Genomic DNA, 24,591 nt, shown 5'->3' with positions numbered 1-24,591 from the left:
ACGCGCGGTAGCTGCCAGTGCTGCCGGTCCTGTCAGCCGCGGCCGTACCGGCGTACCGCCAGTGGCAGGAAGACGGCGATCAGGACCGCGCTCCAGGCGAGCGAGCCCGCGACCGGGTGGGCCACCGGCCAGGCCGCACCCTCGGGGACGGGCGCGTTGCCGAAGAGGTCGCGCAGGGCCGTCGTCACCGCGCTGATCGGGTTCCACTCGGCCAGCGTGCGCAGCCAGCTGGGAAGGTTGCCGGTGGGAATGTAGGCGTTGGAGAGCAGCGGCAGCACGAAGGAGGATGCGCCGAGCTGACCGGCCGCGTCCTCGCTGCGGGTGAGCAGACCGAGGAAGATGCCGACGGTCGTGCAGGCGAACCGGAACAGGAGCAGCAGGCCCACCGCGCCGGCGGCCGCGAGGGCCGATCCCTCGACCCGCCAGCCCACGGCGAGGCTCACCAGGAGCAGGGGCACGGTACCCGCCGTGGTGACGACGAGATCGGCCACGGCCTGCCCCAGTGGTACGGCGGCCCGGCTCACCGGCATGGTCCGGAAGCGGTCCATCACACCCCGGTGGGTGTCCTGGGCGGCCTGGAACATCCCGGTCATGACCCCGCCGGCCGCGGTCGCCACCAGCAGCCCCGGCACGAGGAAGGAGCGATATTCCGTGCCCGGCATCGCCAGCGCGCTGCCGAAGACGTAGCCGAAGAAGAGCAGCATGTTGACCGGCATCATCTGGGTGAGGACCGCGAGGCCCGGGCTGTTGCGGACCCGGCGCAGCTGCCGGCCCACCATCGCCGCGCCGTCGTACGCGAGCGCGCTCATGCGGGACTTCCCGTCAGTCGGAGGAAAACGTCGTCCAGGGTCGGCGGCCTGAGGTTCGCGTCGAGCAACGGCACTCCTGCCGCGTCGAGTTCGCGTACCAGGCGGGGGAGCGTGAGCGTCGGGTCGGTGGTGAGGGCGCCGACGGTGTGCCGGTCGTGGTCGAACTGGGGCTCGGTTCCGGTGAGGTGGTCGAGAACGGCGGCGGCCTTCGGCAGTGCGTCCGGATCGGCGACCACCGCCTCCGCGTACCAGCCGATGAGCGCCTTGAGTTCGGCGGGTGTGCCGGTCTGCGCCACCCGGCCCTCGTCCATCAGCACGATGTCGTCGGCGAGCTGGTCGGCCTCCTCCAGGTACTGCGTGGTCAGCAGAACGGTCGTACCGTGCGCCGCCAGCTCCCGCACCGCGTCCCGGATGCCGTTCCTGCTGACCGGGTCGAGGCCGGTGGTGGGCTCGTCGAGGAACAGCACCTCCGGGCGGCGGACCAGGCTCGCCGCGAGGTCGAGGCGCCGGCGCATACCGCCCGAGTACGTGGCGGCCTTGCGGTCGGCGGCACCGGTGAGGCCGAAGCGGTCGAGAAGTTCGGCCGCCCGGTCGTTCGGTCCCCGCACCCGGTGCAGCCGGGCGAAGAGGCGCAGGTTCTCGCGGCCGGTGAGATCGCCGTCGACCGAGGCGTACTGGCCCGTGACGGCGATGCTGCGGCGCACGGCCGCCGCCTCCCTTACGAGATCGTGCCCCGCGATGTGGGCGGAGCCGGCGTCGGGGCGAAGGAGCGTGGTCAACAGCCGTACGGCCGTCGTCTTCCCCGCTCCGTTCGGCCCGAGCAGTCCGCAGACCGAGCCCTGCCGGACGGCCAGATCGAGGCCGCGCAGGGCGTGCACAGCGCCGAAGCGCTTCTCCAGACCTTCACTAAGTACAGCGTACGCAGTAGTCATGGGGTGACCATAGCGCACTACGTACGGCGTACGTAACTAGCATGGTGGACGAGGTGATGATCGATGTCAGTCCGAGGGGCCGGACCCGAGGTGATCTGGGCGCGCCCCGAGCGGGCGGGGCGGGGGCCGAAGCCGGCGTTCACCCGCGCCGACATCGCGGCGGCCGCGGTGCGGATCGCCGATGCGGAGGGGCTGGACGCCGTGTCGATGCGGCATGTGGCGGCCGCGGTCGGGTGCGGGACGATGTCCCTGTACAACTATGTCCCCCGCAAGGAGGACTTGTACGAGCTGATGGTTGACGCGGCCAGCTCGGAGCACGAGTTGTGGGAGCCGACGGGGGACTGGCGGGCCGACATGCTGCGGGTCGCCGAGCAGACGCGGGAGTTGATGCACCGGCATCCGTGGATGCCGCGTCTCATGTCACCGGTCTATGGGTTCAGCCCCCATGCGCTTCGGTATCTGGAGCACTGTCTGGCCTGCCTGGATCCGCTGGACGCGCCGTACGGGACGAAGCTGGAACTGGTCGCCATGGTGAACGGGGTGGTGACCACCTATGTGCGCAACGAGATCGACACGGCCGAGCGGGCCCGGAGTCTGCCGTGGTCGGAGGAGCAGGAGAACGCGGTGCGGATCGCCTATCTCGGGGGGCAGATCGCTTCGGGGGCGTATCCGAGGATGGCCGCGGCGTTCGCGGAGGATTCGGGGCCGATCGATCTGGAGGGGGTCCTCAGACGGGCTCTGGAGAGGGTTTTGGACGGGTTCGCGTCGTAGTGGGCCGCGGGGTCTTGGCCAGTCACAGCAGCGTGAGCTGGCCGGCCGGCCCTTCTTCCGTGTGCTCCAGGATCGATGCCGGTTTGCGGGACGCTTCCGGTGGTGGGAGTACGCCCGCTGCCGTCAGGTCCGCTGACGTGATCGGTGCCCTGATCTCCAACTCGGCCTGACGGTCGCGTACCTCGGACAGCAAGGCCAGGACAGCGATCAGTTCGAGCAGGTCCGACGTCCATGCCTGGGGCCAGGTCTGCGGAGCGATCGCCGCCAGAGTTCCTGGTTCCGCCGTCGTCGTCCGTGCCGCGAACCACGCCTCCAGAATCTTCACCTCACCCATCGCGAACTCCCACGCCTCCGGCGGCACCGGGGAGATGCGGCCCTCGTCGATGCGGATGGTCTCCTCCTCGGGGTCGTAGAGGATCGTGAGCGGGCGGGAGGGGAGGGGGGACCGGACGTAGGGGCGGCGGCCGCCGGGGAGCTTGGGGCGTTCGCCGTCGCGGCGGAGCAGCCAGAGGGCTCGGCGGCCCAACTCCACGCCCTGCGACCAGAGGCCGGGGTCCTCGGTGAGCGGAACCGTGTGGTCCGGGCGGATCGTCGCCAGGGTCCAGGCCAGGACGTCCAGCGGGGTGAGAGCGCGGTCCAGACGGTCCGCAAGGTGCCTCAGCAGGCCCGGTGTCAGGTTCGGTTCCGTGCCGCCGGGGCGGCGGTACAGCGGGCGGATACGGCCGGCGCGCAGGGTGGGAAGCAGGGAGGTCGCCAGCAACGGCATGCCCTCCGCCGACTCCACCGCGAAGATCTGGTGGTCGTCCGCCGTCCGCCACAACTCCGGGCGGGCCGTGTCGATCAGACGGTGGTCCGGGATCAGCCACTGTTCGTCGAAGGGGGCCGAGAGCACGCGGACCGGGTCAGGGCAGAGGGACGAGGCCTGCTCCAGCCGCTCCGTGCCGGTCGGCCGGCCCGGGAGCTGGGCCACCGCCGAGTGGACCGTCCGGGCGCGCGTCGGCTCGAACAGGGTCTCGCGGTCGGGGCCTTCTGCCCTGAGGAGGGCGTCCCAGCGCGCTTTGAGGGTCGCCGGGTCGGGGGCCGTCGGCCACCCCCGGCCGAGCCGTAGTGGTGCGACGGACCACGGCATGAGGTCCGCCAGCAGCGGAGCGTCGTCGTGCGTCACGCCCGGCATCGTACGACGAGTTCAGGTGGCGTCGAGGGTGACCGTGAAGGAGAAACGGTCGCCCCGGTAGTGGATGACCGCCAGGTCCAGGACCCGGCCGGCGGTGTCGTAGGTGACGCCCGTGTAGTGCAGGATCGGGCTGAGGAGCGGGACCCGGAGCAGCCGGGCGGTCTCCGGGTCGGCCAGACGGGCCTCGATGGTGTCCGTGATACGGCTGATGTCCGCGCCGACCACATCGCGGAGCACCTTGGTCATGGGCCGGCGGGCCAGGTCCTCCGGGTCGATGCGCGCGGCCAGTTCGGGGCGGACGTGGTTGCGGGCGTGGTTGGTCGGCTCACCCGTCTGTTGGTCGCTGCGGAGGCGGTGGTACGTCGCCACCTCGTCGAGATCCGGGAAGTACTCGGTGAGTTCGCCGGTCACGGGTGCCGTGCCGTGGTCCAGCAGCTCGGCCGTCATGCCGGACTGCTGGGCCACGATCGCGTCCACCGAGCCGAGCAGCCGTACCGGGGTGCCCCGCCGGGCGTCCGCTTCGATGAAGGTGCCCCGGCGGCGGTGCCGGCTGATCAGGCCCTCGTCCTCCAGCTCCTTCAGCGCCTGCCGCATGGTCAGCACGCTCACCCCGTAGTGCTCCGCCAGCTGTTCCTCGGTGGGCAGCCGGAGCGGGTCCCGGGGCGAGCGGCCGAGTATCGAGGCGCGCAGCGACTGCGACACCTGATACCAGAGCGGCAGCTTGCGGTTCAGGACGATCGAGTCCGGGGCGAAGGAGGTCACGGGCCATCCGTACCGGTAGGGCATCTTCAGTGCAAGGGCCGGAAGTGGCGCTCCAGGCCCTGCCACACGTCGTCGTAGCGCTGCTGCAGGTGCTCGGCGGTCGCCGCCTGCGGGGTGAGCGTCACCGGCCAGCGGGTCTCGAACATGAACGCCAGACCGTCGTCGACCTTCTGCGGCCGCAGCTCGGCCGCGCTCGCCCGGTCGAACGTCTCCCGGTCCGGACCGTGCGCCGACATCATGTTGTGCAGGGACCCCCCGCCCGGCAGGAACCCCTCCGCCTTCGCGTCGTAGGCGCCCTCGATCAGGCCCATGTACTCGCTCATCACGTTCCGGTGGAAGTACGGCGGCCGGAAGGTGTTCTCGCCCACCAGCCAGCGCGGGGCGAAGACCACGAAGTCGACGCCCGCCAGGCCGGGAGTGTCCGACGGGGAGGTGAGCACCGTGAAGATCGACGGGTCGGGGTGGTCGTAGGAGATGGTGCCGATCACATTGAAACGGCGGAGATCGTAGATGTACGGCACATGTGTGCCGTGCCAGGCGACCACATCCAGTGGGGAGTGGTCATATGTGGCGGTCCACAGGTTGCCGCAGAACTTGTTGACCACCTCCACCGGGCCCTCGACGTCCTCGTAGGAGGCGACGGGGGCCTGGAAGTCCCGGGCGTTGGCGAGACCGTTGGCGCCGATCGGGCCCAGGTCGGGGAGGCGGAACGGCGAGCCGTAGTTCTCGCACACATAGCCCCGGGCCGTGGCATCCAGCAGTTCCACACGGAAGCGGACCCCACGGGGGATCAGCGCCACATGTCCCGGCTCCGCATGCAGCAGGCCGAACTCCGTGCGCAGCAGCAGTCCGCCGTGCTCCGGGACGATCAGCAGCTCGCCGTCCGCGTCGGAGAAGACCCGCTCCATCGACGAGTTGGCGTGGTAGAGGTGCACGGCCATGCCGGTGCGCTGGGTCGCGTCGCCGTTGCCGCCGAGGGTCCACAGGCCCGCGAGGAAGTCCGTACCGGGCTCCGGCTCCGGCAGCGGGTTCCAGCGCAGCCGGTTCGGGTCCGGGGCGACGTCCGTGAAGGGGCCGGTGCGCAGCGCCCCGTCGCCGGCGGCCCGGGTGAACGCCGGGTGGGCGGCCGAGGGGCGGATCCGGTACAGCCAGGAGCGGCGGTTGTGGGCCCGTGGCTCGGTGAAGGCCGTACCGCTGAGCTGCTCCGCGTACAGGCCGAGGGGGGCGCGCTGCGGGGAGTTGCGGCCCTCGGGCAGGGCGCCCGGCACCCCCTCCGAGGAGTGCTCGTTGCCGAACCCCGGGAGATACGTCAGTCCCTCGGCGGTCTTCCGCGCTTCCTCACGCTCGAACACGTTCGCGCGGGAGGTGCCCCCATCGCTCATGATCGCTCCCTGGGCCTGTGAGTCCCTGATTCCTATGCATCACCGTAGGATTGAGTGGGGGCCGGTGCAAGAGGGCCGGGATCATCCCCGCGGGGGAGGACGAGAACCCGACTTCAGGGGGATCCGGTCTCCGGCGCGCTGTTCTACGCTCCCGGGCATGTCGTGGACGCGTGGACTGCCTGGCGCGCTCGCGGTCTGCGTGCTGCTGGTCGCGGCGGCGGGGTGCGGGACCGGGGAGGCGCACGAGCAGCGGGAGACGGGGTCGCCCTCACCGGTGGGCAAGATCCTCGAGAACACGGACCGGAGCGGACGCCACTACCGGGAGATCGGCAGGAAGCAGGCCCCGGAAGTGGGCACGGTGGTCACGCCCGACAACGCCGGAGGCTGGGACGTACGGCTCGACGTGCGCCGCTTCCACTTCTCCCGGGCCGGCACCGCGGCGCGGGCGGTCGCCGGGCGCGGCCTCGCCTACCTCTTCGTGGACGGCGGCCTGGTGACCCGGCTGCGCACCGCCGCCTACCACCTCCCCGCCCGGCTCGTCCCGCACGGCACCCACCACATCACCGCCCGGCTCTACGCGGACGACGGCACGGTGTGGGCCGTGCACGGCAAACCGGTCGAGAGCACGGCGGACGTCACGGCGTCCGGCGCGGAGACGTCGGCATCGGCATCCGCGGCGACCCGCACGATGACCGGTACGAGCGGCACGCCCGCCGGATGAGTGCAGGGGCCATCCGTCTCCGTACTGGGGGGTGAGGTTCACCTGATCCCCGCGGAAAGGCATCATGAAGCCCGTGCCCCAAGCGCCCTCGCTTCGCAAAGCTCCCGTCCAGCGCCGCAGTGCGGAACGGCTGACCAGGATTCTCGACGCCTGCGCCGCCCTCCTCGACGAGGTGGGCTACGAGGAGCTGAGCACCCGGGCGGTCGCGGTGCGCGCCGGGGTGCCCATCGGCTCGGTCTACCGCTTCTTCGGCAACAAGCGGCAGATGGTCGACGCGCTCGCCCAGCGCAACCTGGAGCGCTACACCGAGCAGGTCACCGAGCGCCTGAAGGACGCCCCGAAGGGCGACTGGCGGGCGGCGATGGATGCGGTCCTTGACGAGTACCTGGCCATGAAGCGCACCGCCCCCGGCTTCTCGCTCGTCGACTTCGGCAACCAGATCCCGGTCGGCGCCCGCCATGTCGAACCCAACCGCAGGGTCGCCGACCGCCTGACCGACCTGCTCTCCGACTACATCGGCCGCGCCCCGGACGAGGCCCTGCGCCGCACGTTTCTGGTGGCCGTGGAGACCGCCGACACCCTGGTCCACCTGTCCTTCCGGATGGACCCGGAGGGCGACGAGACGATCATCACGGAGACGCGGGAACTGCTGCGGGCCTATCTGGCGCGCGTGCTGGACTGATGCTCCGGGCAACCCGCGGATTTCCGACCTCGTCCCCGGCAGGGGCTCCCCACCCGGCATACCGCTCGGTATGCTCGGCGCGAGTTCCATGACTCCCGGGAGGCCCCCCATGCCCCGCACCGCCCTGCGCATCTGCCCTCTGTGCGAGGCCACCTGCGGCCTGACCCTCACCATCGAGGGCACCCGTGTCACCGGCGCCCGCGGTGACCGCGACGACGTCTTCAGCAAGGGCTTCATCTGCCCCAAGGGCGCCTCCTTCGGTGCCGTCGACGGCGACCCCGACCGGCTGCGCACGCCCCTCGTCCGCCGGGACGGCGAACTGCGCGAGGCCACCTGGCAGGAGGCCTTCGACGCGGTCGCCGCCGGGATCCGGCCCGTCGTCGAACGCCACGGCGCCCACTCCGTCGGCCTGGTCCTCGGCAACCCCAACGTCCACACCATGGCCGGCGCCCTCTACCCGCAGGTGCTGCTCGCCGCCCTCGGCACCCGGAGCGTGTTCACCGCGTCCACGGTCGACCAGATGCCCAAGCACGTCTCCAGCGGACTGCTCTTCGGCGACGCGAACGCCATCCCCGTGCCCGACCTGGACCACACCGACCATCTCCTCCTCATCGGCGCCAACCCCCTGGAGTCCAACGGAAGCCTGTGCACCGCCCCGGACTTCCCGGGCAAGCTGAAGGCCCTCAAGGCCCGCGGCGGCACCCTCACCGTCATCGACCCGCGCCGCACCCGCACCGCCAGGCTCGCCGACCGGCATCTCGCCATCCGGCCCGGCACGGACGCCCTGTTGCTCGCCGCGATGGCCCAAGTCCTCTTCGAGGAGGGTCTGGTGAACCTCGGCGACCTCGCCCCGCACATCGAGGGCCTTGACGAACTCCGCGCCGAACTCGGCGACTTCACGCCGGACGCGGTCGCCCACGCCTGTGACGTCGACGCCGGGACCATCCGTGTCCTGGCCCGTGAACTCGCCACCGCCCGGGCCGCCGCCGTATACGCCCGGATCGGCAGCTGCACCGTCCCGCACGGCACCCTCGCCAGCTGGCTCGTCGACGTCCTCAACGTCCTCACCGGCAACCTCGACCGCCCCGGCGGCGCGCTCTTTCCGCAGGCCGCCACCGACAGGACCCCGCGACCGGCCGGGCCCGGCCGTGGCTTCGCGCTCGGGCGCTGGCACTCCCGGGTCAGCCAACACCCGGAGGCGAAGGGCGAGTTGCCGCTGTCCGCGCTCGCCGAGGAGATCGACACCGCGACCGCCGAGGGCGAGCCGGTCCGGGCCCTCATCGCCGTCGCCACCAACCCCGTGCTCTCCGCCCCGGACGGCGCCCGCCTCGACAAGGCCCTGGACTCCCTCGACTTCATGGTCAGCGTCGACCCCTACCTCAACGAGACCGCGCGCCACGCCGACGTGGTGCTGCCCCCACCACCGCCCGCGCAGAGCCCGCACCACGACTTCGCCTTCAACACCCTCGCCGTACGCAACCAAGTCCGCTACACCCGCCCCGCCGTCCCGCTCGAGCCCGGCCGGATGGCGGAGACCGAGATCCTGGCCCGGCTGGTGCTGGCGGTCAGCGGTATGCACGGCGCCGACCCGTCCGCCGTCGACGACATGGTCATCGGCCAGACCCTGGGCAAGGCGGTCAAGGAGGCCCACTCCCCGGTGCACGGTCGCGACCCGCAGGAACTCGCCGCCCAGTTGACCGGGGACACCGGCCCCGAGCGCCGGCTCGACATGATGCTGCGCCTCGGCCCCTACGGCGACGGCTTCGGCGTCCGGCCCGACGGGCTCTCCCTGGAGCGGTTGCTCGACCACCCCCACGGCATCGACCTCGGACCCCTCAAGCCCCGCCTGCCGCAGCCCCTGAAGACCAGGAGCGGCAAGATCGAACTGCTGCCGCGGCCGCTCGCCGACGACCTGCCCCGGCTGCGCGATGCGCTCGCCCGGCGCCCTGACGGCCTGGTCCTGGTCGGCCGCCGGCACCTGCGCTCCAACAACAGCTGGATGCACAACGTGCCCGCCCTCACCGGCGGCACCAACCGCTGCACCCTGCACATTCACCCCGAGGACGCTGAACGGCTCGGCGTGCGCGACGGGGCCGACGTACGCGTCAAGGGCGCCGGGGGAGAGGTGGTCACCCCCGCCGAGGTCACCGACGGCGTCCGGCCCGGTGTCGTCAGCCTGCCGCACGGCTGGGGCCACGACCGCCCCGGCACCCGGCTCAGCCACGCCGCGACCGTCCCCGGCGTCAACGTCAACCAGCTCCTCGACGGCAGCCTGCTCGACCCGCTGTCCGGCAACGCCGTCCTCAACGGAGTGCCCGTGGACGTCACAACGATCACCGCAACCTCGTGACCTGGAGTTTTGCGCTTATTGCTCGCGTGTCAACGTCTTGTTAACGACGTTTGACGGGACCTAACGTCATCGCACCGCCGGCCCTGGTGGGAGTTCAAGGGCGAACGTTAGGTATTCCACTCATGCTGACCATCCTCGGCTTCACCATGATCGCGACCTTCCTGGTCCTGATCATGCTGAAGAAGATGTCGCCGATCGCGGCGCTCGTGCTGATCCCCGCGCTCTTCTGCGTGTTCGTCGGGAAGGGCGCCAAGCTCGGCGACTACGTCATCGACGGCGTCACCAGCCTCGCCCCCACCGCGGCGATGCTCATGTTCGCGATCGTCTACTTCGGTGTGATGATCGACGTCGGCCTCTTCGACCCGGTCGTCAAGGGGATCCTGAAGTTCTGCAAGGCCGACCCACTGCGGATCGTCGTCGGTACGGCCCTGCTCGCCGCGATCGTCTCCCTCGACGGCGACGGCTCCACCACCTTCATGATCACCGTCTCGGCGATGTACCCGCTGTACAAGCGGCTGAAGATGAGCCTGGTCGTGATGACCGGTGTCGCCGCGATGGCCAACGGCGTGATGAACACGCTCCCTTGGGGCGGTCCCACCGCCCGTGCGGCGACCGCCCTGAAGGTGGACGCCAGCGACATCTTCGTGCCGATGATCCCGGCGCTCGCCGTCGGCCTGGTCTTCGTGATCGCCCTCGCGTACGTCCTCGGCCGCCGTGAGCGCAAACGGCTCGGTGTGCTGACGCTGGACGAGGTGCTGGTGGAGGAGACCGAGACGGTCCTCGTGGGTGCCGGCAAGTCCCTCGCGCGTACCGGTGGTTCGGGCCCGGGTCTGCCCGAGGAGCCGGCGGCCGACGACGACGTCAAGGGCCTCGACCCGCACCGCGAGACCCTGCGCCCCAAGCTGTACTGGTTCAACGCGCTGCTCACGGTCGCCCTGCTCACCTCCATGATCATGGAGTGGCTGCCGATCCCGGTGCTGTTCCTGCTCGGCGCGGCGCTGGCGCTGACCGTCAACTTCCCGCAGATGCCCGCCCAGAAGGCCCGACTCGCCGCCCACGCCGAGAACGTCCTCAACGTCTCCGGCATGGTCTTCGCCGCCGCCGTCTTCACCGGCGTCCTCCAGGGCACCGGCATGGTCGACCACATGGCCACCTGGCTCGTCGACAACATCCCCGACGGCATGGGCCCGCACATGGGCCTCGTCACCGGCTTGCTGAGCATCCCGCTCACATACTTCATGTCCAACGACGGCTTCTACTTCGGCATCCTCCCGGTCCTAGCCGAAGCCGGCCACGCCCATGGGGTCTCCTCCCTGGAGATCGCCCGCGCCTCGATCATCGGCCAGCCGCCGCACATGTCCAGCCCGCTCGTGCCAGCCGTCTACGTCCTGGTGGGCATGGCCAAGGTCGAGTTCGGCGACCACACGCGCTTCGTCGTCAAGTGGGCCGTGCTCACATCACTCGTGGTACTCGGGGCAGGAATCCTGTTCGGGATCATCTGACCTACTCCGCGGAGGACTTCACCATGGCGCCCGGCAGGAACCGCGGCTGGCTGCTCCGTCTCGTCATCGCCTTCGGCTTCGCGCAGGGCGCGGTGTCGATGGCCCGGCCCGCCGTCTCCTACCGGGCCCTCGCGCTGGGAGCGGACGAACGGGCGGTGGGCGTCATCGCGGGCGTCTACGCGCTGTTGCCCCTCTTCGCCGCCGTACCGCTGGGCCGCCGTACCGACCACGGCCGCTGTGCGCCCCTGCTGCCGATCGGTGTGGTGCTGATAGCCGGCGGCTGTGCGCTCAGCGGTCTCGCGAACTCCCTCTGGGCAATGGCCCTGTGGAGCGGGGTGATGGGCCTCGGCCACCTCTGTTTCGTGATCGGCGCCCAGTCGCTGGTGGCCCGGCAGTCGGCCCCGCACGAACAGGACCGCAACTTCGGTCACTTCACCATCGGTGCGTCGCTGGGCCAGCTGATCGGGCCGATCGCGGCGGGTGCGCTGATCGGCGGCCCCGACATGGCGGGCAGCAGCGCGCTCGCCCTCGTGGTGGCGGGCGCGGGCGCGGCGATCGCGTTCACCTCGCTGTGGCGCATCGAGGACAGTACGGCGGTGACGTCCCGCCCCGGACAGGGTGGCCGCGTCCCGGTCGGTGGCATCCTGCGCGCCCGGGGCGTACCGGCGGGCATGCTGATCAGCCTGTCGGTCCTCTCCACGACCGACATCCTCACCGCGTACCTTCCGGTGGTCGGCGAGCACCGGGGCATCGCACCGGCGGTGATCGGCGTGCTGCTCAGTGTGCGGGCGGGGGCGACCATCGCGTGCCGACTGGTCCTCACGCCGTTGCTACGACTGCTCGGCCGGCCGGTGCTGTTGACGGTGACGTGCTTCCTGGCGGCCGTGCTCTGCGCGGGGATCGCGCTGCCGGTACCGGTGTGGGGGCTCGGGCTGATGCTCGCCGCGCTCGGGTTCTGTCTCGGGGTGGGGCAGCCCCTGTCGATGACGACGGTCGTCCAGGCAGCGCCCGACGGCGCCCGGTCCACGGCGCTCGCCCTGCGGCTGACCGGCAACCGGCTGGGGCAGGTGGCGGCGCCGGCCGCGGCGGGTCTGGTGGCGGGGGTCGCGGGGGTGGCCGCGCCGTTCGTGATGCTGGGGGCGTTGTTGCTGGTGTCGGCGGGGGTGGCGGTGCGTTCGCCGGCGGCTGTGGGGCGGTCGGACGGGGCCGGTCAGGCGCCGCGGACGCGGCGCAAGGGTTCGGCGTTGCGCCGCACGAGCGATATCTGACGGCGCGTCGGGCGTTGATGCCATGGGCCGTGGAGTGCATGAGTGACAGTCCAGTCGAAAGGCCGATTTGTATGAAAATCGTCTAACTTGGAGGAGCCTGCATGCCCACCCTCACACTTCCACGCTCCGCCGGTTCCCGTGCGGGTGCCACCGTCGTCCTCAGCGCCCTCGCCGCGGCGGGCGCGTCGTGGGTGGCGGCGCCGAACGCGGTGGCCCTAGGGGAGAACGGCGACATCAGGCTCCACCATGTGGGCGTACCCTTCGGCGTCTCGAAGGACGACCCGGTGGTCTGCAGGTTCTACCTCGACGCCGTCAACTTCGACGTCTTGCCCGCCATCGCCTACACCATCACGCCGCAGCCGCCGCTGCCCACCGCCGCCACCGTCGCCGGCACCATCCAGCTCGCCGGAGGCGCCGGTCACACCGACCCGCTGGGTCTGGCGGATGGGCAGTACAAGATCACGTGGACCGTGGCCGGCGCGTTGAAGGAGAAGGTCTTCCGGCTCAACTGCCACGACGGCAAGCAGGACGGGGCGCACGGCCAGAACGGCCCGAACGGACCGAACGGCCCGAACGGGCAGAACGAGCAGAACGGTCCGAACGGGCAGAACGTCACGAACGGGCAGATCGAGGACAATCAGCGCAGTGACACTGGCTGGGGGCAGGGTGACGACCACAGTGGCCCGAAGGGCGGTGTGCACGCGGGTGGCGGCGGCCTCGTCGACAGGGCGGCCGCGTTCTCGCCGGTGGCCGCGGCCGCGGCCGTGGGTCTGGTCGCGGCCAGCGGCGTGGTGTACGTCCGGCTGATCCGCCGTCGGCCCCATGGCGCCGCGTAGGCGCAGACGCAGGCCCTGGTACCGGACCCGCGCCTACCGCCTCGCCAGGACGGCCCTGCTGGCGATCGTCCTGGTGACAGTGGTCCGGTGCGGGGGGTACGACGGGCCGGACGCCGGCCCGGGCGGGTCCGGTGGGGCCCGTCCCGCGGCCCGGCCCGTGCCCCCACCCCGTCCGCTGTCCCGGTCCCGGCCGACGTCGTTGCGCATCCGGTCCGTGGGTGTCGACGCGCCGGTCATCGGCGTCCGGCTCGACCGGGGCCGGCAGTTGGGGACGCCGCCGGTCGACAACCCGAAGCTGATCGGCTGGTACGAGGGCGGCGCCACGCCGGGCGAGGCCGGCCTCGCGGTCGCCGTAGGCCACCGTGACACCAGAACGGGACCCGCCGTCTTCGCGGCGCTCGCCCAGGTGAAGCCCGGCAAACGGATCGAGGCCAGGCGCGCGGACGGCCGTACCGCCGTCTACACCGTGGACCGGGTGAAGGTCTATGACAAGGCCGGTTTCCCCGACAAGGAGGTGTACGGCCCGACCCGGCGTCCCGAGCTCCGCGTGATCACCTGCGGTGGGCTCTTCAGCCGGAGGACGGGCTACACCAGCAACGTGGTGGTCTTCGCCCACCTGACCGCGACGGAATGACCGGACGGTGCGGGCAGTCGTCCGCACCGGTTCCCGGCCCGCCGTCCTGTGCGATTCTGCCCGTGCCCGGCGCGGCCGCCCGACCTGGATGAGTGAAACCCGGTGGGAATCAGGGACTTGGAAGGGGCAAACCCCCTAGGAAGGGGGCATGCACACTTATTCCCTCCGTAACCGGTCGGCCCTCGCTCTGGCCGGAGTCCTGCTCGCCGGCACCCCGAACGCGTACACGGCCTTGGCCGACGACCGGCCCGCGGCCGCGCCGACGCGCGGAAAGCCCTGTGTCGAGACCCGGCTGTTCTTCGGTACCGCCCGGCCGGACGGTGGCGCCGCCGTCACCGACCGGCAGTTCACGGCCTTCGTCGACAAGGAGGTCACGCCCGACTTCCCCGACGGACTCACCGTCCAGAACGGGCGCGGGCAGTGGCGGGACACGCACGGCAGGATCGAGAAGGAGCGGTCGTACGAGCTGATCCTGCTGTATCCGGAGTCGGCGGCGAAGGGCAGCGACCGGAAGATCGAGGAGATCCGGCGGGCGTATGAGAAGGCCTTCGCGCAGGAGAGTGTGGGGCGGGTGGACGAACGGGCCCAGGTCGACTTCTGACGGCCTTGCGACTCCGGTGTCTCTGGCGCCGAAAAACTATCGCCGCTAGTTTGTGAGGCCGGAGACGCAGCCCCGCCGGGAGGAAGCAGTATGAAGGCACACGACGGCCTGTACATCGACGGTGCCTGGCGCGCCGCCGAGAGCCAGGACGTGATCGAGGTCGTGAACCCGGTCGACGAGCGCGTCATCGGCCGGGTCCCGGCGGGTGGCGCACTGGACGTCGACGCCGCGGTGCGTGCCGCCCGTGCCGCCCTCCCGGCGTGGGCCGCAACCCCGCCCGCCGAGCGGGCCGCCCGGCTCGGCGCGCTGCGCGATGTCCTGGCGGCCCGCAAGGACGAGATCGCCGAGACGGTCACCGCGGAGCTGGGCTCGCCGCTGAAGTTCTCGCAGACCGTGCACGCGGGGCTGCCGATCGCGGTCGCGGGCTCGTACGCCGAGCTGGCCGCGACCCATCTCTTCGAGGAGAAGGTCGGCAACTCGACCGTCCACCAGGAACCGGTCGGCGTGGTCGCCGCGATCACGCCCTGGAACTACCCCCTGCACCAGATCGTCGCCAAGGCCGCCCCGGCGCTCGCCGCCGGCTGCACGGTCGTACTCAAACCCGCCGAGGACACTCCGCTCACCGCCCAGCTGTTCGCGGAAGCGGTGGCCGAGGCGGGCTTCCCGGCCGGTGTGTTCAACCTGGTCACCGGCCTCGGTCCGGCCGCCGGGCAGGCCCTCGCCGAGCACCCTGGTGTCGACCTGGTCTCCTTCACCGGCTCCACGGCCGTCGGCAGGCAGATCGGCGCGACGGCCGGCGCCGCCGTGAAGAAGGTGGCCCTCGAGCTGGGCGGCAAGTCCGCGAACGTCATCCTATCGAGCGCCGACCTCGCCAAGGCCGTCAACGTCGGGGTGGCCAACGTGATGTCCAACTCCGGCCAGACGTGCAGCGCCTGGACGCGGATGCTGGTGCACACCGACCAGTACCCGGAGGCGGTGGAGCTGGCGGCCGCCGCTGCCGCCAAGTACGGGGAACGGATCGGGCCGGTCGTCAGCGCCAAGCAGCAGGCGCGGGTGCGCGGTTACATCGAGAAGGGCATCGCGGAGGGCGCCCGGCTGGTCGCGGGCGGTCCCGAATCCCCGCGCGAGCAAGGCTATTTCGTCAGCCCGACGGTGTTCGCCGACGTCACCCCCGAGATGACCCTCGCGCAGGAGGAGATCTTCGGCCCGGTGCTGTCGATCCTGCGCTATGTGGACGAGGAGGACGCGCTCCGTATCGCCAACGGCACGGTCTACGGGCTGGCGGGGGCCGTCTGGGCCGGGGACGAGGCGGAGGCGGTGGCCTTCGCCCGGCGTATGGAGACCGGGCAGGTCGACATCAACGGCGGCCGCTTCAACCCCCTTGCGCCCTTCGGCGGTTACAAGCAGTCGGGTGTCGGCCGCGAACTCGGCGCGCACGGCCTCGCCGAGTACCTCCAGACCAAGTCCCTTCAGTTCTGAGGAGGTTGCTTTCATGCCTGACAAGGTCCGAGCCGCCGTACTGCCCGCCGTGGGCGCCCCGCTCGCGGTCACCGAGATAGACCTCCCGGATCCCGGCCCGGGCCAGGTCCGGGTCCGTCTCGCCGCCGCCGGTGTCTGTCACTCCGACCTCTCCCTGTCCGACGGCACCATGCGGGTGCCGGTCCCGGCGGTCCTCGGCCACGAGGGCGCGGGCACCGTGGTCGCCGTGGGGGAGGAGGTCACCCGGCTGTCACCCGGCGACCCGGTCGTCCTCAACTGGGCGCCCTCCTGCGGACGTTGTCATGCCTGTGCGCTCGGCGAGGTCTGGCTGTGCGCCAACGCGCTGGCCGGCTCCGCCGATGTCTACGCCCGTACGGCGGACGGCACCGACCTGCACCCCGGCCTGAACGTCGCCGCGTTCGCCGAGGAGACGGTGGTCGCCGAGTCCTGCGTCCTGCCGCTCCCCGCCGGCATCCCGCTCACCGACGCGGCGCTGCTCGGCTGCGCGGTGCTCACGGGCTACGGCGCCGTCCACAACTCGGCGCGCGTCCGCGAGGGCGAGACCGTCGCGGTGTTCGGCGTCGGCGGGGTGGGCCTGGCCACGGTGCAGGCGGCCCGGATCGCGGGCGCGTCCCGGATCATCGCGGTGGACGTCTCGGATGAGAAGGAGAAGCTGGCCCGGGCCGCCGGAGCCACCGACTATGTGGTCGCCTCCGACACCACGCCCCGCGAGATCCGCGCCCTCACCGGCAAACAGGGCGTCGACGTCTCCCTGGAGTGCGCCGGCCGCGCGGTCAGCATCCGCGCCGCCTGGGAGTCCACCCGCCGGGGCGGTCGTACGACGGTGGTCGGCATCGGCGGCAGGACGGAGCAGGTCACCTTCAACGCCCTGGAGCTCTTCCACTGGGGCCGCACCCTCTCCGGCTGCGTCTACGGCAACTCGGACCCGGCCCGCGACCTGCCGGTGCTCGCCGAACACGTCCGGGCGGGTCGCCTGGACCTGAGCGCGCTGGTGACGGAACGGATCGCCCTGGAGGGCATCCCCGCGGCGTTCGAGAACATGCTGGCGGGCAAGGGCGGCCGGGCACTGGTCGTCTTCTGACCGTCACGGCACCTGTTCGGAGCGCGGCTCCCCAGCCACCGGAACGGTACGGGGAGCCCTCGTCCGCGCGCGGGACCGGGACACCGCCACACCGGCCAGGCACAGCGCCCCGCCCACCAGGGTGACCGGTCCCGGCACCTCGCCGAGGGCCAGCCAGGACATCAGCACGACCAGCGCCGGCACGGCGTACGTCGTCGCGCCCATCCGGCTGGCGGTGGTCCGGGCGAGGGCGTACGCCCAGGTAGTGAAGGCGAGCGCGGTCGGGAAGATGCCGAGATACACCATGTCGAGCGTGGCGGACAGCGGCGCGTCGGCGGCCTGGCGCACCAACTGCCCGGCGAACGGAAGACAGGCCACGGTGCCGACGAGACACCCGTACGTGGTCACCTGGAGCGCGCTCGCCCGGGCCAGGGCGGGCTTCTGGGAGACGACACCGGCCGCGTAGGCGACCGCCGCGAGCAGACACAGCACCACGCCCAGCACCGAGGAGCCGCCCCCGCCGGCCATCGACAGTCCCACGGTGACGGCACCCGCGAACGACACCGCCATCCCCGCGAGCAGCCGGGGCGGCATGGGATCGCCGAGCAGCCGGGCCCCCAGCAGGGCGATCAGCAAGGGACCGACGTTCACCACCAGGGCGGCCGTCCCCGCGTCCACCTGCTGCTCGCCCCAGTTCAGGGCGACCATGTAGAAGCCGAACCACAACACGCCGGATATCCCGATACCGCGCCAGGCGGACCGGGGCGGCAGCCCTTCGCGCCGCACCAGACAGAACAGGCCGAGCGCGAGAGACCCGGAGAACAGCCGGCCGAGGGCGAGGGCACCGGGGGAGTAGGAGTCACCCGCACTGCGGATGGCCACGAAGGCGGAGGCCCAGAGCACGACCGCGACGACGGCGGCGAGGGCGGGGAGCGGGCGGGTTGCGGGGGCGGCGCGATCGGTCATGTCACCGAGGGTAGGGAGAAGAGGCGGGTGGGGGCTCGCGAATTTCGGACGGGGTGCCGGTGGGTGGGAGCTGGGTCTCCTTCACGCGCGCGAACTGCTGGGCCAACCCGTCCAGCAACGCCCGCAACCCCGTCTCGAACGCCCGCTCGTCGATCTTCTCCTGCTGTTCCGCCAGCAGATGCGCCTGCCCGAGATGCGGATAGTCGGCCGGATCGTACGCGCTCGCGTCGTCCACGAACCCCCCGGCGAACGACCCCAGCGCCGACCCCATGATGAAGTACCGCATCAGCGCCCCGATCGACGTCGCCTGCGCCGGCGGCCACCCCGCGTCCACCATCGCGCCGTAGACCGCGTCCGCGAGCCGCAGTCCGGCGGGGCGGCGGCCGGGGCCCCGGGCCAGAACCGGGACGATGTTCGGGTGGTCGCGGAGCGCGGCCCGGTACGACACCGCCCAGTCGTGCAGCGCGGCCCGCCACTCCCGGCCGTCGCCGCCCTCGAACATCGACAGGTCGACCTGCGCGCTCACCGAGTCCGCGACCGCCTCCAGGATCTCGTCCTTGGTGCGGAAGTGGTTGTAGAGCGAGGGTCCGCTCACCCCCAGCTCGGCCGCGAGCCGGCGGGTGGAGACGGCCGCCAGACCCTCCGCGTCCACGAGTTCCCGTGCCGCCCGGACGATCCGGTCGGTGCTGAGGAGGGGCTTGCGCGGTCGGGCCATGACGCACATAGTAGGGCTGCACCAAAGAAACTAGCAGTGCTAATTTAAATGTGGGGTGATCGCATGGTGAACCTGGGACTCAGCGAGGAGCAGACCGCCGTACGGCAGCTCGCCCGGGACTTCGTCGATCGTGAGATCACCCCGCACGTGATCGCCTGGGACCGTGCCGAGGAGGTGGACCGGGGGATCGTGAAGAAGCTCGGCGAGGTCGGCTTCCTCGGCCTGACCGTCGACGAGGAGTACGGCGGCTCGGGCGGCGACCACCTGTCGTACTGCCTCGTCACCGAGGAACTCGGCCGTGGCGACTCCTCCGTGCGCGGAATCGTGTCGGTCTCCCTGGGCCTCGTCGCCAAGACCCTCGCCGCCTGGGGAAGCGAGGAACAGAAACGGCGCTGGCTGCCGGGGCTGACCTCCGGCGCGTACGTCGGCTGCTTCGGCCTCACCGAACCCGGCACCGGCTCCGACGCGGGCAACCTCACCACCCGCGCCGTTCGCGACGGCGACGACTACGTCGTCAACGGCTCCAAGATGTTCATCACGAACGGCACCTGGGCCGACGTGGTCCTGCTCTTCGCCCGCTCCACCGACGCCCCGGGCCACAAGGGCGTCTCCGCCTTCCTCGTCCCGGCCGACACCCCCGGCCTCAGCCGCCGCGCCGTCCACGGCAAGCTCGGCCTGCGCGGCCAGGCCACCGCGGAGCTCGTCCTGGAGGACGTCCGTATCCCCGCCTCCGCGGTGCTCGGGCCCGAGGGCAAGGGCTTCTCGGTCGCCATGTCGGCGCTGGCCAAGGGGCGGATGTCGGTCGCCGCCGGCTGTGTCGGCATAGCCCAGGCCGCGCTCGACGCGGCCGTGCGGTACGCGGGGGAGCGCGAGCAGTTCGGCACGCCGATCGCCGGTCACCAGCTGGTCCAGGAGCTCATCAGTGACATCGCCGTCGACGTGGACGCGGCCCGGCTGCTGACCTGGCGGGTCGCCGATCTGATCGACCGCGGCCTGCCATTCGCCACCGAGTCCTCCAAGGCCAAGCTCTTCGCCTCCGAGGCAGCCGTGCGCGCCGCCAACAACGCCCTCCAGGTCTTCGGCGGTTACGGCTACATCGACGAGTACCCGGCCGGCAAACTCCTGCGTGACGCCCGGGTGATGACCCTCTACGAGGGCACCAGCCAGATCCAGAAACTGCTCATCGGGCGCGCGCTGACGGGCGTTTCGGCGTTCTGAGCGAGCCGATGACCTGGGCTGTCGCTGAGCACGGTCCTCAGCTACCGGTTCGCCTCCCATCGCTGGCCCGAAGGCCCCGGCCCGCGCGTCCGCAGCACTCCCCACCCGGACCGGGCCCCGCCTCCTCATGCGCAAGCCCCGCTACCCCTCCGACATGACCGACGCCGAATGGGCCATCGAACCGCTGCTTCCCGTCCCGGCCTGCCAGAAACCGACCGGAGGACACCCCGAGGCCCACCCCCGACGGGAGATCGTCGACGGCATCCGCTGTCTCGTCGACAACGGCATCAAGTGGCGCTCCATGCCCGCCGACTACCCTCCCTGGCGACCGATCTACGGGTTCGCGCGACTCTGGGCCGCCACCACGCGTTGAGTCACGGATGGAACCGCCACTGACCTTCGGAAATGACATCCACTTTGTCGTCCCGGACGCGAATGGCCGTCTCGTCGTCGATGAAGTAGATCGGGAAATCCGCCCGCGCGGCGATAAGGTCGGCCCAGGCGTCGTCCCGCTCGGGGAAATCCGGCGAGTACAGGTGGGGCTTGAGATACCAGTCGAAGAGGCCGAAAGGCGGCTCCACGGTCGTCGCGCCGAGCACGTTCAGGTCCGGAGTGTCCCCGATGACGTCGGCGGAGTGCTCGGTGAGATTCCGGCTGAAGATCATAGATCCAGCGCTCACCCCCACATAGACCCGGCTCTCCAACGCCTCCAGGAAGCCGCCGGCCAGGTCGTTGCCGGTGATGCTGCGCGCGAGGTGGTAGTGGCTGCCGCCCTCGACATAGATGACGTCGGCGTGGAGCAGCCGGTCGAGCACCATCTGCCGGGGCAGGCCGTTCAGCTCCAGGACATCGAACTCCCGCCAGCCGAGGCCGTGCAGCCGGTTCATGTCCTCGACGACCCACCCGTGGTCCCCGGGCTCGGCGACCGACGCCGTGGGAACGAACACGACGTTCGCAGATCCGAACGGCTTTCCCAGCATGTCCCGCAGTGCATCCCGCAGCGTCTCGTTGCGCAGGCCGCTCGCCGTCAACAGAAGGTTCATCGGGCGAGCCAAGCACGGTTAACGGGCGCGCGCAACGAACCCCAGAACCCACCAATGCCGTCATTACATGGCTGCATCAGGAACAAGTACTGAGTACGTCGTGAGTACGTCGGCGGATGTGGCGCGGCCCACATCCGGCGATGCTCGACCCATGAGTGACACACCGGTCAGAAACCAGAACACGGCCGCCTTCTACGGTCAGGCCGTCGCCTCCTTCGCCATCGCCATGACGGCCACCGTCATCGGCATCTTCCAGCTCCACGCGGACGCCTGGGTGCGCGGCTTCCTGGGTATTGCCGTCCTCTACCTCGTCACCTCGGCCTTCACGCTCGCCAAGGTCATCCGCGACCGCCAGGAGGCCGGGCAGATCGTCAGCCGCGTCGACCAGGCCAGGCTGGAGAAGCTGCTCGCCGACCACGACCCCTTCGAGAAGCTCTGAGCCGCGTGACAAGCTCTGAGCGGGCACGCTAAGCGCTCGCTCAGCTTCGGCGGTATGGTGGAGCTCCGGTACCGAGAGGGGCGAGCTAGCGATGAGTACGGTGGAGGAGACGACCGGCGGCGAGGTCGAGCCGTGGGAAGAGGTCACCCCTGACGCGGCCCGGCGCCTGCTGGTCGCCGCCGTGGAGGCCTTCGCCGAGCGCGGCTATCACGCCACCACCACCCGCGACATCGCGGGCCGCGCCGGTATGAGCCCCGCCGCGCTCTACATCCACTACAAGACCAAGGAAGAGCTGCTCCACCGGATCAGCCGCATCGGTCACGACAAGGCCCTGGAGGTCCTCCGGACGGCCGCCCGGCGCGAAGGCACCGCCGCCGAGCGGCTCGCGGACGGCGTCAGCTCCTTCGTCCGCTGGCACGCCGGGCGGCGCACCACCGCCCGGGTCGTGCAGTACGAACTGGACGCCCTCGGTCCCGATGCCCGCGCCGAGATCGTCGCGCTGCGCCGCCAGGTCGACGCCGAGGTGCGCGGGATCATCCAGGAGGGCGTCGAGTCCGGGGAGTTCGACGTCATCGACATCCACGGCACCACCCTCGCGGTGCTCTCCCTCTGTATCGACGTCGCCCGCTGGTTCAACGTGAACGGCCCCCGCACACCCGAGCAGGTCGGCGCGCTCTACGCCGACCTCGTGCTCCGGATGGTGGGGGCCAGGTAGTCCTGCAGGCCGGGTAGCGCTACAGGTAGTACCGGGACACCGACTCCGCCACGCAGACCGGCTTGTCGCCGCCCTCGCGTTCCACGGTGAAGGCGACGGTCACCTGGACGCCGCCCGTGACGTCCTCCACGCCGGTGATCGTGGCGGTGGCGCGCAGCCGGGAACCGACCGGGACGGGGGCGGGGAAACGGACCTTGTTGGTGCCGTAGTTCACGCCCATCTTCACGCCCTCGACCTTGATCAGCTGGGGGCCGAAGAGCGGCAGCAGCGACAGGGTCAGATAGCCGTGCGCGATGGTCGTCCCGAACGGGCCCGCGGCCGCCTTCTCCGGGTCGACGTGGATCCACTGGTGGTCGCCCGTCGCCTCCGCGAACAGATCGATCCGCTTCTGGTCGACCTCCGCCCAGTCGGTGTGGCCCAGCTGCTCGCCCACGGCCGCCTTCAGCTCGTCGGGGGAGGTGAAGATCCTCGGTTCTGCCATATCGCCGGCCCTCTCGCACTCACGGGATCACACACGCATTGTCTAAGCAACTGCTTAGCATGGTCCGGTGGGGGTCCGCTGTCAACGGACCGCGACCTGGGCGGTTGGGTAGTCTCTGCGGGGTGCCGCAGATTCCCGAGAAGATTCACGAGCTGAGCGTCGGCCAGTTGTCGGCGCGCAGCGGCGCCGCCGTCTCCGCACTGCACTTCTACGAGGCCAAGGGTCTCATCAGCAGTCGGCGGACCACCGGCAACCAGCGCCGCTACACCCGTGACGCACTGCGCCGCGTGGCCTTCGTACGGGCGGCACAACGGGTCGGCATCCCTCTGGCCACCATCCGCGAGGCCCTCTCCGAACTCCCCGAGGAACGCACCCCGACCCGGGAGGACTGGGCCCGTCTCTCGGAGGCGTGGCGCGCGGAACTGGACGAACGCATCAAGCACCTCAACCGGCTGCGCGATCACCTCACCGACTGCATCGGCTGTGGCTGTCTGTCACTGGACACCTGTGTGCTGTCCAACCCGGACGACGCCTTCGGCCGGCGCCAGGCGGGTTCACGTCTGCTGCCGGAGGGCCCCTGAGCCCCGCCGGCGAGAGCGCTCGTACGACCGCGGCCTGCCGGTCGGGGGAGAGAACCACCGTACTGGCCCGCCCTTCGGCCACCAACTGGGCGTTGGACAGGGCCCGCTCGCCGCCGGGCAGCAGCAGCGTGTCCTCAAGGCCGATCCGGGTCGCCGGCCCCAGCCGCGCCGCCATCCGCGACACCGGACAGGTGCCCGCCTCCATGTCGATCCCCATGGCCGACAACGCCCCGGCGAGTTCCGCCGCGCCCGGCTCGTGCCAGTTGACCGAGGCAAGTCGGGCCGTACCGACCAGGACCGGACGCGCTCCCGGCGTCGCGACGGACCGGTTCCGCCCAGGCGCCCGTGTTGACCCCGGCCGGCACCCGCACCGACCGGCACCCGCGCCCGCGCCCGCGCCCCGATCATCTCCAGCGTCGGGCCGACCACCCGAGCGGACAGGCTCTCCCGCCCGCACGGTGTTCTGGGGTGGAGATGGATCTCCGTGGCCCCCGCCGCGACCGCCTCGGCCGCCGACCGGGCCGGCGCCGCCGACGCCGACGGTACGCCCGCGCAGTCCGCGCCCGCACGGCGTCCGTTGAGACATGCCTGCGGCCGCCGTGCCCTACCCCGATGGTGCCGGCCACCACTGACGAGGCCCGGTCGCAGCGGCAGTTGGGGGGTGCGGCGTCCCCGGCGCACCCCCACGTGGTCAGGCCGACATGAGCAGCCGCCCGCGCCGGGCGTAGGCCAGGGCCTCGGGGGTGAGCACCGGACGCGGTACCAGAATCCCGCAGTCGGCGCAGACCGGACCGGTGGCGGGCTCATGGTCCAGGTCGTACTTCCAGAAGAGGCGCTCCCCTTCGCACACCGGGCAGACCGCGCCCGGTTCGCGCTTCAGGGCGGCGATCAGCCGTCGCAGCACCTCGGCCAGTGGTTCGTCGGGATGGACCCGTGGGTCGTCGCACCAGGCCACTCCGAATCCGCCCCAGGTCAGCCGGTGCCAGTCGTCCACGCTGCCCGGGCGGCGCAGCCCGTCGTGCTTCTCCTTCTTGCGGCGCTCGGCGAACTCGACCTCGTAGGCCAGCCAGACCGCCCGCGCCTCTTCCAACTCATCCAGTGCGCCCACGAGACGCGCCGGATCGGGGGACCGGTCCTCAGGACCGAACCCGGCCCGCGAGCAGAGATGGTCCCAGGTCGCGCGGTGCCCGTAAGGAGCGAACCGCTCCAGGCACTTGCGCAGCGAATAACGCCGTAGCGCCAGATCGCACCGTGGGTCTCGCACCTGTCTCGCCAGACTCCGGAAACCGGCCATCGCCCTGCACCTCCGTCACACCTGCGGCTGTACTTCGGTCACTTCGGCGGCGTCGCACGGACTTCGCGCGGCGTTGCCGTATAGACGTATCGACACTCGATTCGGCTCCATCCGATTTCCGATGCCGCCCATAAGGCCGCCGGCCTTGACCGACG

The 24,591-nt window shown here is 71.2% G+C and carries 25 protein-coding genes and 2 pseudogenes; 16 read left to right on the top strand and 11 right to left on the bottom strand.

Going from position 1 to position 24,591, the window contains the following annotated elements:
• Positions 1-32: 32 nt before the first annotated feature.
• Positions 33-809: an ABC transporter permease gene (locus ABZ396_RS13675; protein ID WP_358915495.1), complete on the bottom strand. Its 777-nt coding sequence runs from the start codon at positions 807-809 to the stop codon at positions 33-35.
• A complete protein-coding gene (locus ABZ396_RS13670) occupies positions 806-1,741 on the bottom strand; it encodes an ATP-binding cassette domain-containing protein (protein WP_358915493.1) in 936 nt (311 codons plus the stop codon). The genes ABZ396_RS13675 and ABZ396_RS13670 overlap by 4 nt, the downstream gene beginning before the upstream one ends.
• A 63-nt stretch (positions 1,742-1,804) precedes the next feature.
• Between ABZ396_RS13670 and ABZ396_RS13665 the strand changes: the two genes are divergently transcribed.
• Positions 1,805-2,512 (top strand): TetR/AcrR family transcriptional regulator, encoded by a 708-nt coding sequence (locus ABZ396_RS13665; RefSeq protein ID WP_358915492.1) that lies wholly within the window; start codon positions 1,805-1,807, stop codon positions 2,510-2,512.
• Between the two features lie 22 nt (positions 2,513-2,534).
• On the opposite strand, the gene ABZ396_RS13660 is transcribed toward ABZ396_RS13665, so the two are convergent.
• From ABZ396_RS13660 to hmgA, 3 genes are read right to left on the bottom strand one after another with little or no spacing between them, the layout of a single operon-like run.
• A complete protein-coding gene (locus tag ABZ396_RS13660; protein ID WP_358915490.1) occupies positions 2,535-3,686 on the bottom strand; it encodes a type ISP restriction/modification enzyme in 1,152 nt (383 codons plus the stop codon).
• A gap of 12 nt (positions 3,687-3,698) precedes the next feature.
• Positions 3,699-4,448: a GntR family transcriptional regulator gene (locus ABZ396_RS13655; RefSeq protein WP_358915488.1), complete on the bottom strand. Its 750-nt coding sequence runs from the start codon at positions 4,446-4,448 to the stop codon at positions 3,699-3,701.
• A 26-nt stretch (positions 4,449-4,474) separates the two neighbouring features.
• Positions 4,475-5,830 (bottom strand): homogentisate 1,2-dioxygenase, encoded by a 1,356-nt coding sequence (hmgA, locus tag ABZ396_RS13650; protein WP_358915486.1) that lies wholly within the window; start codon positions 5,828-5,830, stop codon positions 4,475-4,477.
• Positions 5,831-5,987: 157 nt separating this feature from the next.
• Here hmgA and ABZ396_RS13645 point away from each other — a divergent pair, with 157 nt between their 5' ends.
• From ABZ396_RS13645 to ABZ396_RS13600, 10 genes are all read left to right on the top strand, one after another.
• On the top strand, positions 5,988-6,551 hold the full coding sequence (locus ABZ396_RS13645; RefSeq protein ID WP_358915484.1) for a hypothetical protein: 564 nt from the start codon (positions 5,988-5,990) through the stop codon (positions 6,549-6,551).
• 64 nt (positions 6,552-6,615) lie between these two features.
• The gene (locus tag ABZ396_RS13640) at positions 6,616-7,233 is read left to right on the top strand and encodes a TetR/AcrR family transcriptional regulator (protein WP_358915482.1); all 618 of its coding nucleotides are present in this window, start codon (positions 6,616-6,618) and stop codon (positions 7,231-7,233) included.
• Positions 7,234-7,342: 109 nt separating this feature from the next.
• Positions 7,343-9,583, top strand: coding sequence for a molybdopterin oxidoreductase family protein (locus ABZ396_RS13635; RefSeq protein WP_358915480.1), 2,241 nt, complete (start codon positions 7,343-7,345; stop codon positions 9,581-9,583).
• A 122-nt stretch (positions 9,584-9,705) separates the two neighbouring features.
• Entirely contained in the window at positions 9,706-11,085 is a 1,380-nt protein-coding gene (locus ABZ396_RS13630) for a citrate:proton symporter (RefSeq protein ID WP_358915478.1), read from the top strand.
• A gap of 23 nt (positions 11,086-11,108) precedes the next feature.
• Positions 11,109-12,353, top strand: a complete 1,245-nt coding sequence (locus ABZ396_RS13625) for an MFS transporter (protein WP_358915476.1) — start codon at positions 11,109-11,111, stop codon at positions 12,351-12,353.
• Positions 12,354-12,454: 101 nt separating this feature from the next.
• On the top strand, positions 12,455-13,189 hold the full coding sequence (locus ABZ396_RS13620) for a hypothetical protein (protein ID WP_358915474.1): 735 nt from the start codon (positions 12,455-12,457) through the stop codon (positions 13,187-13,189).
• On the top strand, positions 13,176-13,823 hold the full coding sequence (locus ABZ396_RS13615; protein WP_358915472.1) for a class F sortase: 648 nt from the start codon (positions 13,176-13,178) through the stop codon (positions 13,821-13,823). The genes ABZ396_RS13620 and ABZ396_RS13615 overlap by 14 nt, the downstream gene beginning before the upstream one ends.
• A 148-nt stretch (positions 13,824-13,971) precedes the next feature.
• Positions 13,972-14,424: a DUF3574 domain-containing protein gene (locus tag ABZ396_RS13610; protein ID WP_358915470.1), complete on the top strand. Its 453-nt coding sequence runs from the start codon at positions 13,972-13,974 to the stop codon at positions 14,422-14,424.
• 90 nt (positions 14,425-14,514) lie between these two features.
• Positions 14,515-15,903 carry an aldehyde dehydrogenase family protein gene (locus ABZ396_RS13605; RefSeq protein ID WP_358915468.1) on the top strand — a complete coding sequence of 463 codons (1,389 nt, stop codon included), beginning with the start codon at positions 14,515-14,517 and terminating at the stop codon, positions 15,901-15,903.
• Between the two features lie 13 nt (positions 15,904-15,916).
• Entirely contained in the window at positions 15,917-17,005 is a 1,089-nt protein-coding gene (locus ABZ396_RS13600) for a Zn-dependent alcohol dehydrogenase (protein ID WP_358915466.1), read from the top strand.
• A gap of 3 nt (positions 17,006-17,008) precedes the next feature.
• Here the strand turns inward: ABZ396_RS13600 and ABZ396_RS13595 are convergent, their stop codons facing one another.
• Together ABZ396_RS13595 and ABZ396_RS13590 are read right to left on the bottom strand one after the other, a co-directional pair.
• Complete coding sequence (locus ABZ396_RS13595; protein WP_358915464.1) at positions 17,009-17,950, bottom strand: DMT family transporter; 942 nt, start codon at positions 17,948-17,950, stop codon at positions 17,009-17,011.
• 1 nt (position 17,951) lies between these two features.
• Positions 17,952-18,665, bottom strand: a complete 714-nt coding sequence (locus ABZ396_RS13590; protein WP_358915462.1) for a TetR/AcrR family transcriptional regulator — start codon at positions 18,663-18,665, stop codon at positions 17,952-17,954.
• Between the two features lie 66 nt (positions 18,666-18,731).
• On the opposite strand from ABZ396_RS13590, the gene ABZ396_RS13585 reads away from it, so the two are divergent.
• Together ABZ396_RS13585 and ABZ396_RS13580 are read left to right on the top strand one after the other, a co-directional pair.
• Positions 18,732-19,883: an acyl-CoA dehydrogenase family protein gene (locus ABZ396_RS13585; protein WP_358915585.1), complete on the top strand. Its 1,152-nt coding sequence runs from the start codon at positions 18,732-18,734 to the stop codon at positions 19,881-19,883.
• A 127-nt stretch (positions 19,884-20,010) separates the two neighbouring features.
• A pseudogene (locus ABZ396_RS13580) lies at positions 20,011-20,244 on the top strand (transposase); the annotation flags it as partial.
• Positions 20,245-20,257: 13 nt separating this feature from the next.
• Here the strand turns inward: ABZ396_RS13580 and ABZ396_RS13575 are convergent.
• Entirely contained in the window at positions 20,258-20,926 is a 669-nt protein-coding gene (locus ABZ396_RS13575; protein ID WP_358915460.1) for a peptidase E, read from the bottom strand.
• A gap of 151 nt (positions 20,927-21,077) precedes the next feature.
• On the opposite strand from ABZ396_RS13575, the gene ABZ396_RS13570 reads away from it, so the two are divergent.
• Both ABZ396_RS13570 and ABZ396_RS13565 read left to right on the top strand, forming a co-directional pair.
• The gene (locus tag ABZ396_RS13570) at positions 21,078-21,365 is read left to right on the top strand and encodes a YiaA/YiaB family inner membrane protein (RefSeq protein WP_358915458.1); all 288 of its coding nucleotides are present in this window, start codon (positions 21,078-21,080) and stop codon (positions 21,363-21,365) included.
• A 91-nt stretch (positions 21,366-21,456) separates the two neighbouring features.
• A complete protein-coding gene (locus ABZ396_RS13565) occupies positions 21,457-22,080 on the top strand; it encodes a TetR/AcrR family transcriptional regulator (RefSeq protein ID WP_358915456.1) in 624 nt (207 codons plus the stop codon).
• Positions 22,081-22,099: 19 nt separating this feature from the next.
• On the opposite strand, the gene ABZ396_RS13560 is transcribed toward ABZ396_RS13565, so the two are convergent.
• Positions 22,100-22,561, bottom strand: coding sequence for a MaoC family dehydratase (locus tag ABZ396_RS13560; RefSeq protein WP_358915454.1), 462 nt, complete (start codon positions 22,559-22,561; stop codon positions 22,100-22,102).
• 122 nt (positions 22,562-22,683) lie between these two features.
• Between ABZ396_RS13560 and soxR the strand changes: the two genes are divergently transcribed.
• Positions 22,684-23,142 carry a redox-sensitive transcriptional activator SoxR gene (gene soxR / locus ABZ396_RS13555; protein WP_358915452.1) on the top strand — a complete coding sequence of 153 codons (459 nt, stop codon included), beginning with the start codon at positions 22,684-22,686 and terminating at the stop codon, positions 23,140-23,142.
• A gap of 70 nt (positions 23,143-23,212) precedes the next feature.
• Here the strand turns inward: soxR and ABZ396_RS13550 are convergent.
• Both ABZ396_RS13550 and ABZ396_RS13545 read right to left on the bottom strand, forming a co-directional pair.
• Positions 23,213-23,790 (bottom strand): annotated as a pseudogene (locus ABZ396_RS13550) (3-keto-5-aminohexanoate cleavage protein); the annotation flags it as partial.
• A 43-nt stretch (positions 23,791-23,833) separates the two neighbouring features.
• A complete protein-coding gene (locus tag ABZ396_RS13545; RefSeq protein WP_358915450.1) occupies positions 23,834-24,436 on the bottom strand; it encodes a hypothetical protein in 603 nt (200 codons plus the stop codon).
• Positions 24,437-24,591: the final 155 nt, after the last annotated feature.

Source organism: Streptomyces sp. NPDC005866, from assembly GCF_040629895.1.
Classification (GTDB): domain Bacteria; phylum Actinomycetota; class Actinomycetes; order Streptomycetales; family Streptomycetaceae; genus Streptomyces.
Note: the sequence above shows the minus strand (reverse complement) of the source record. Positions and strands in the feature narration are given on the sequence as shown.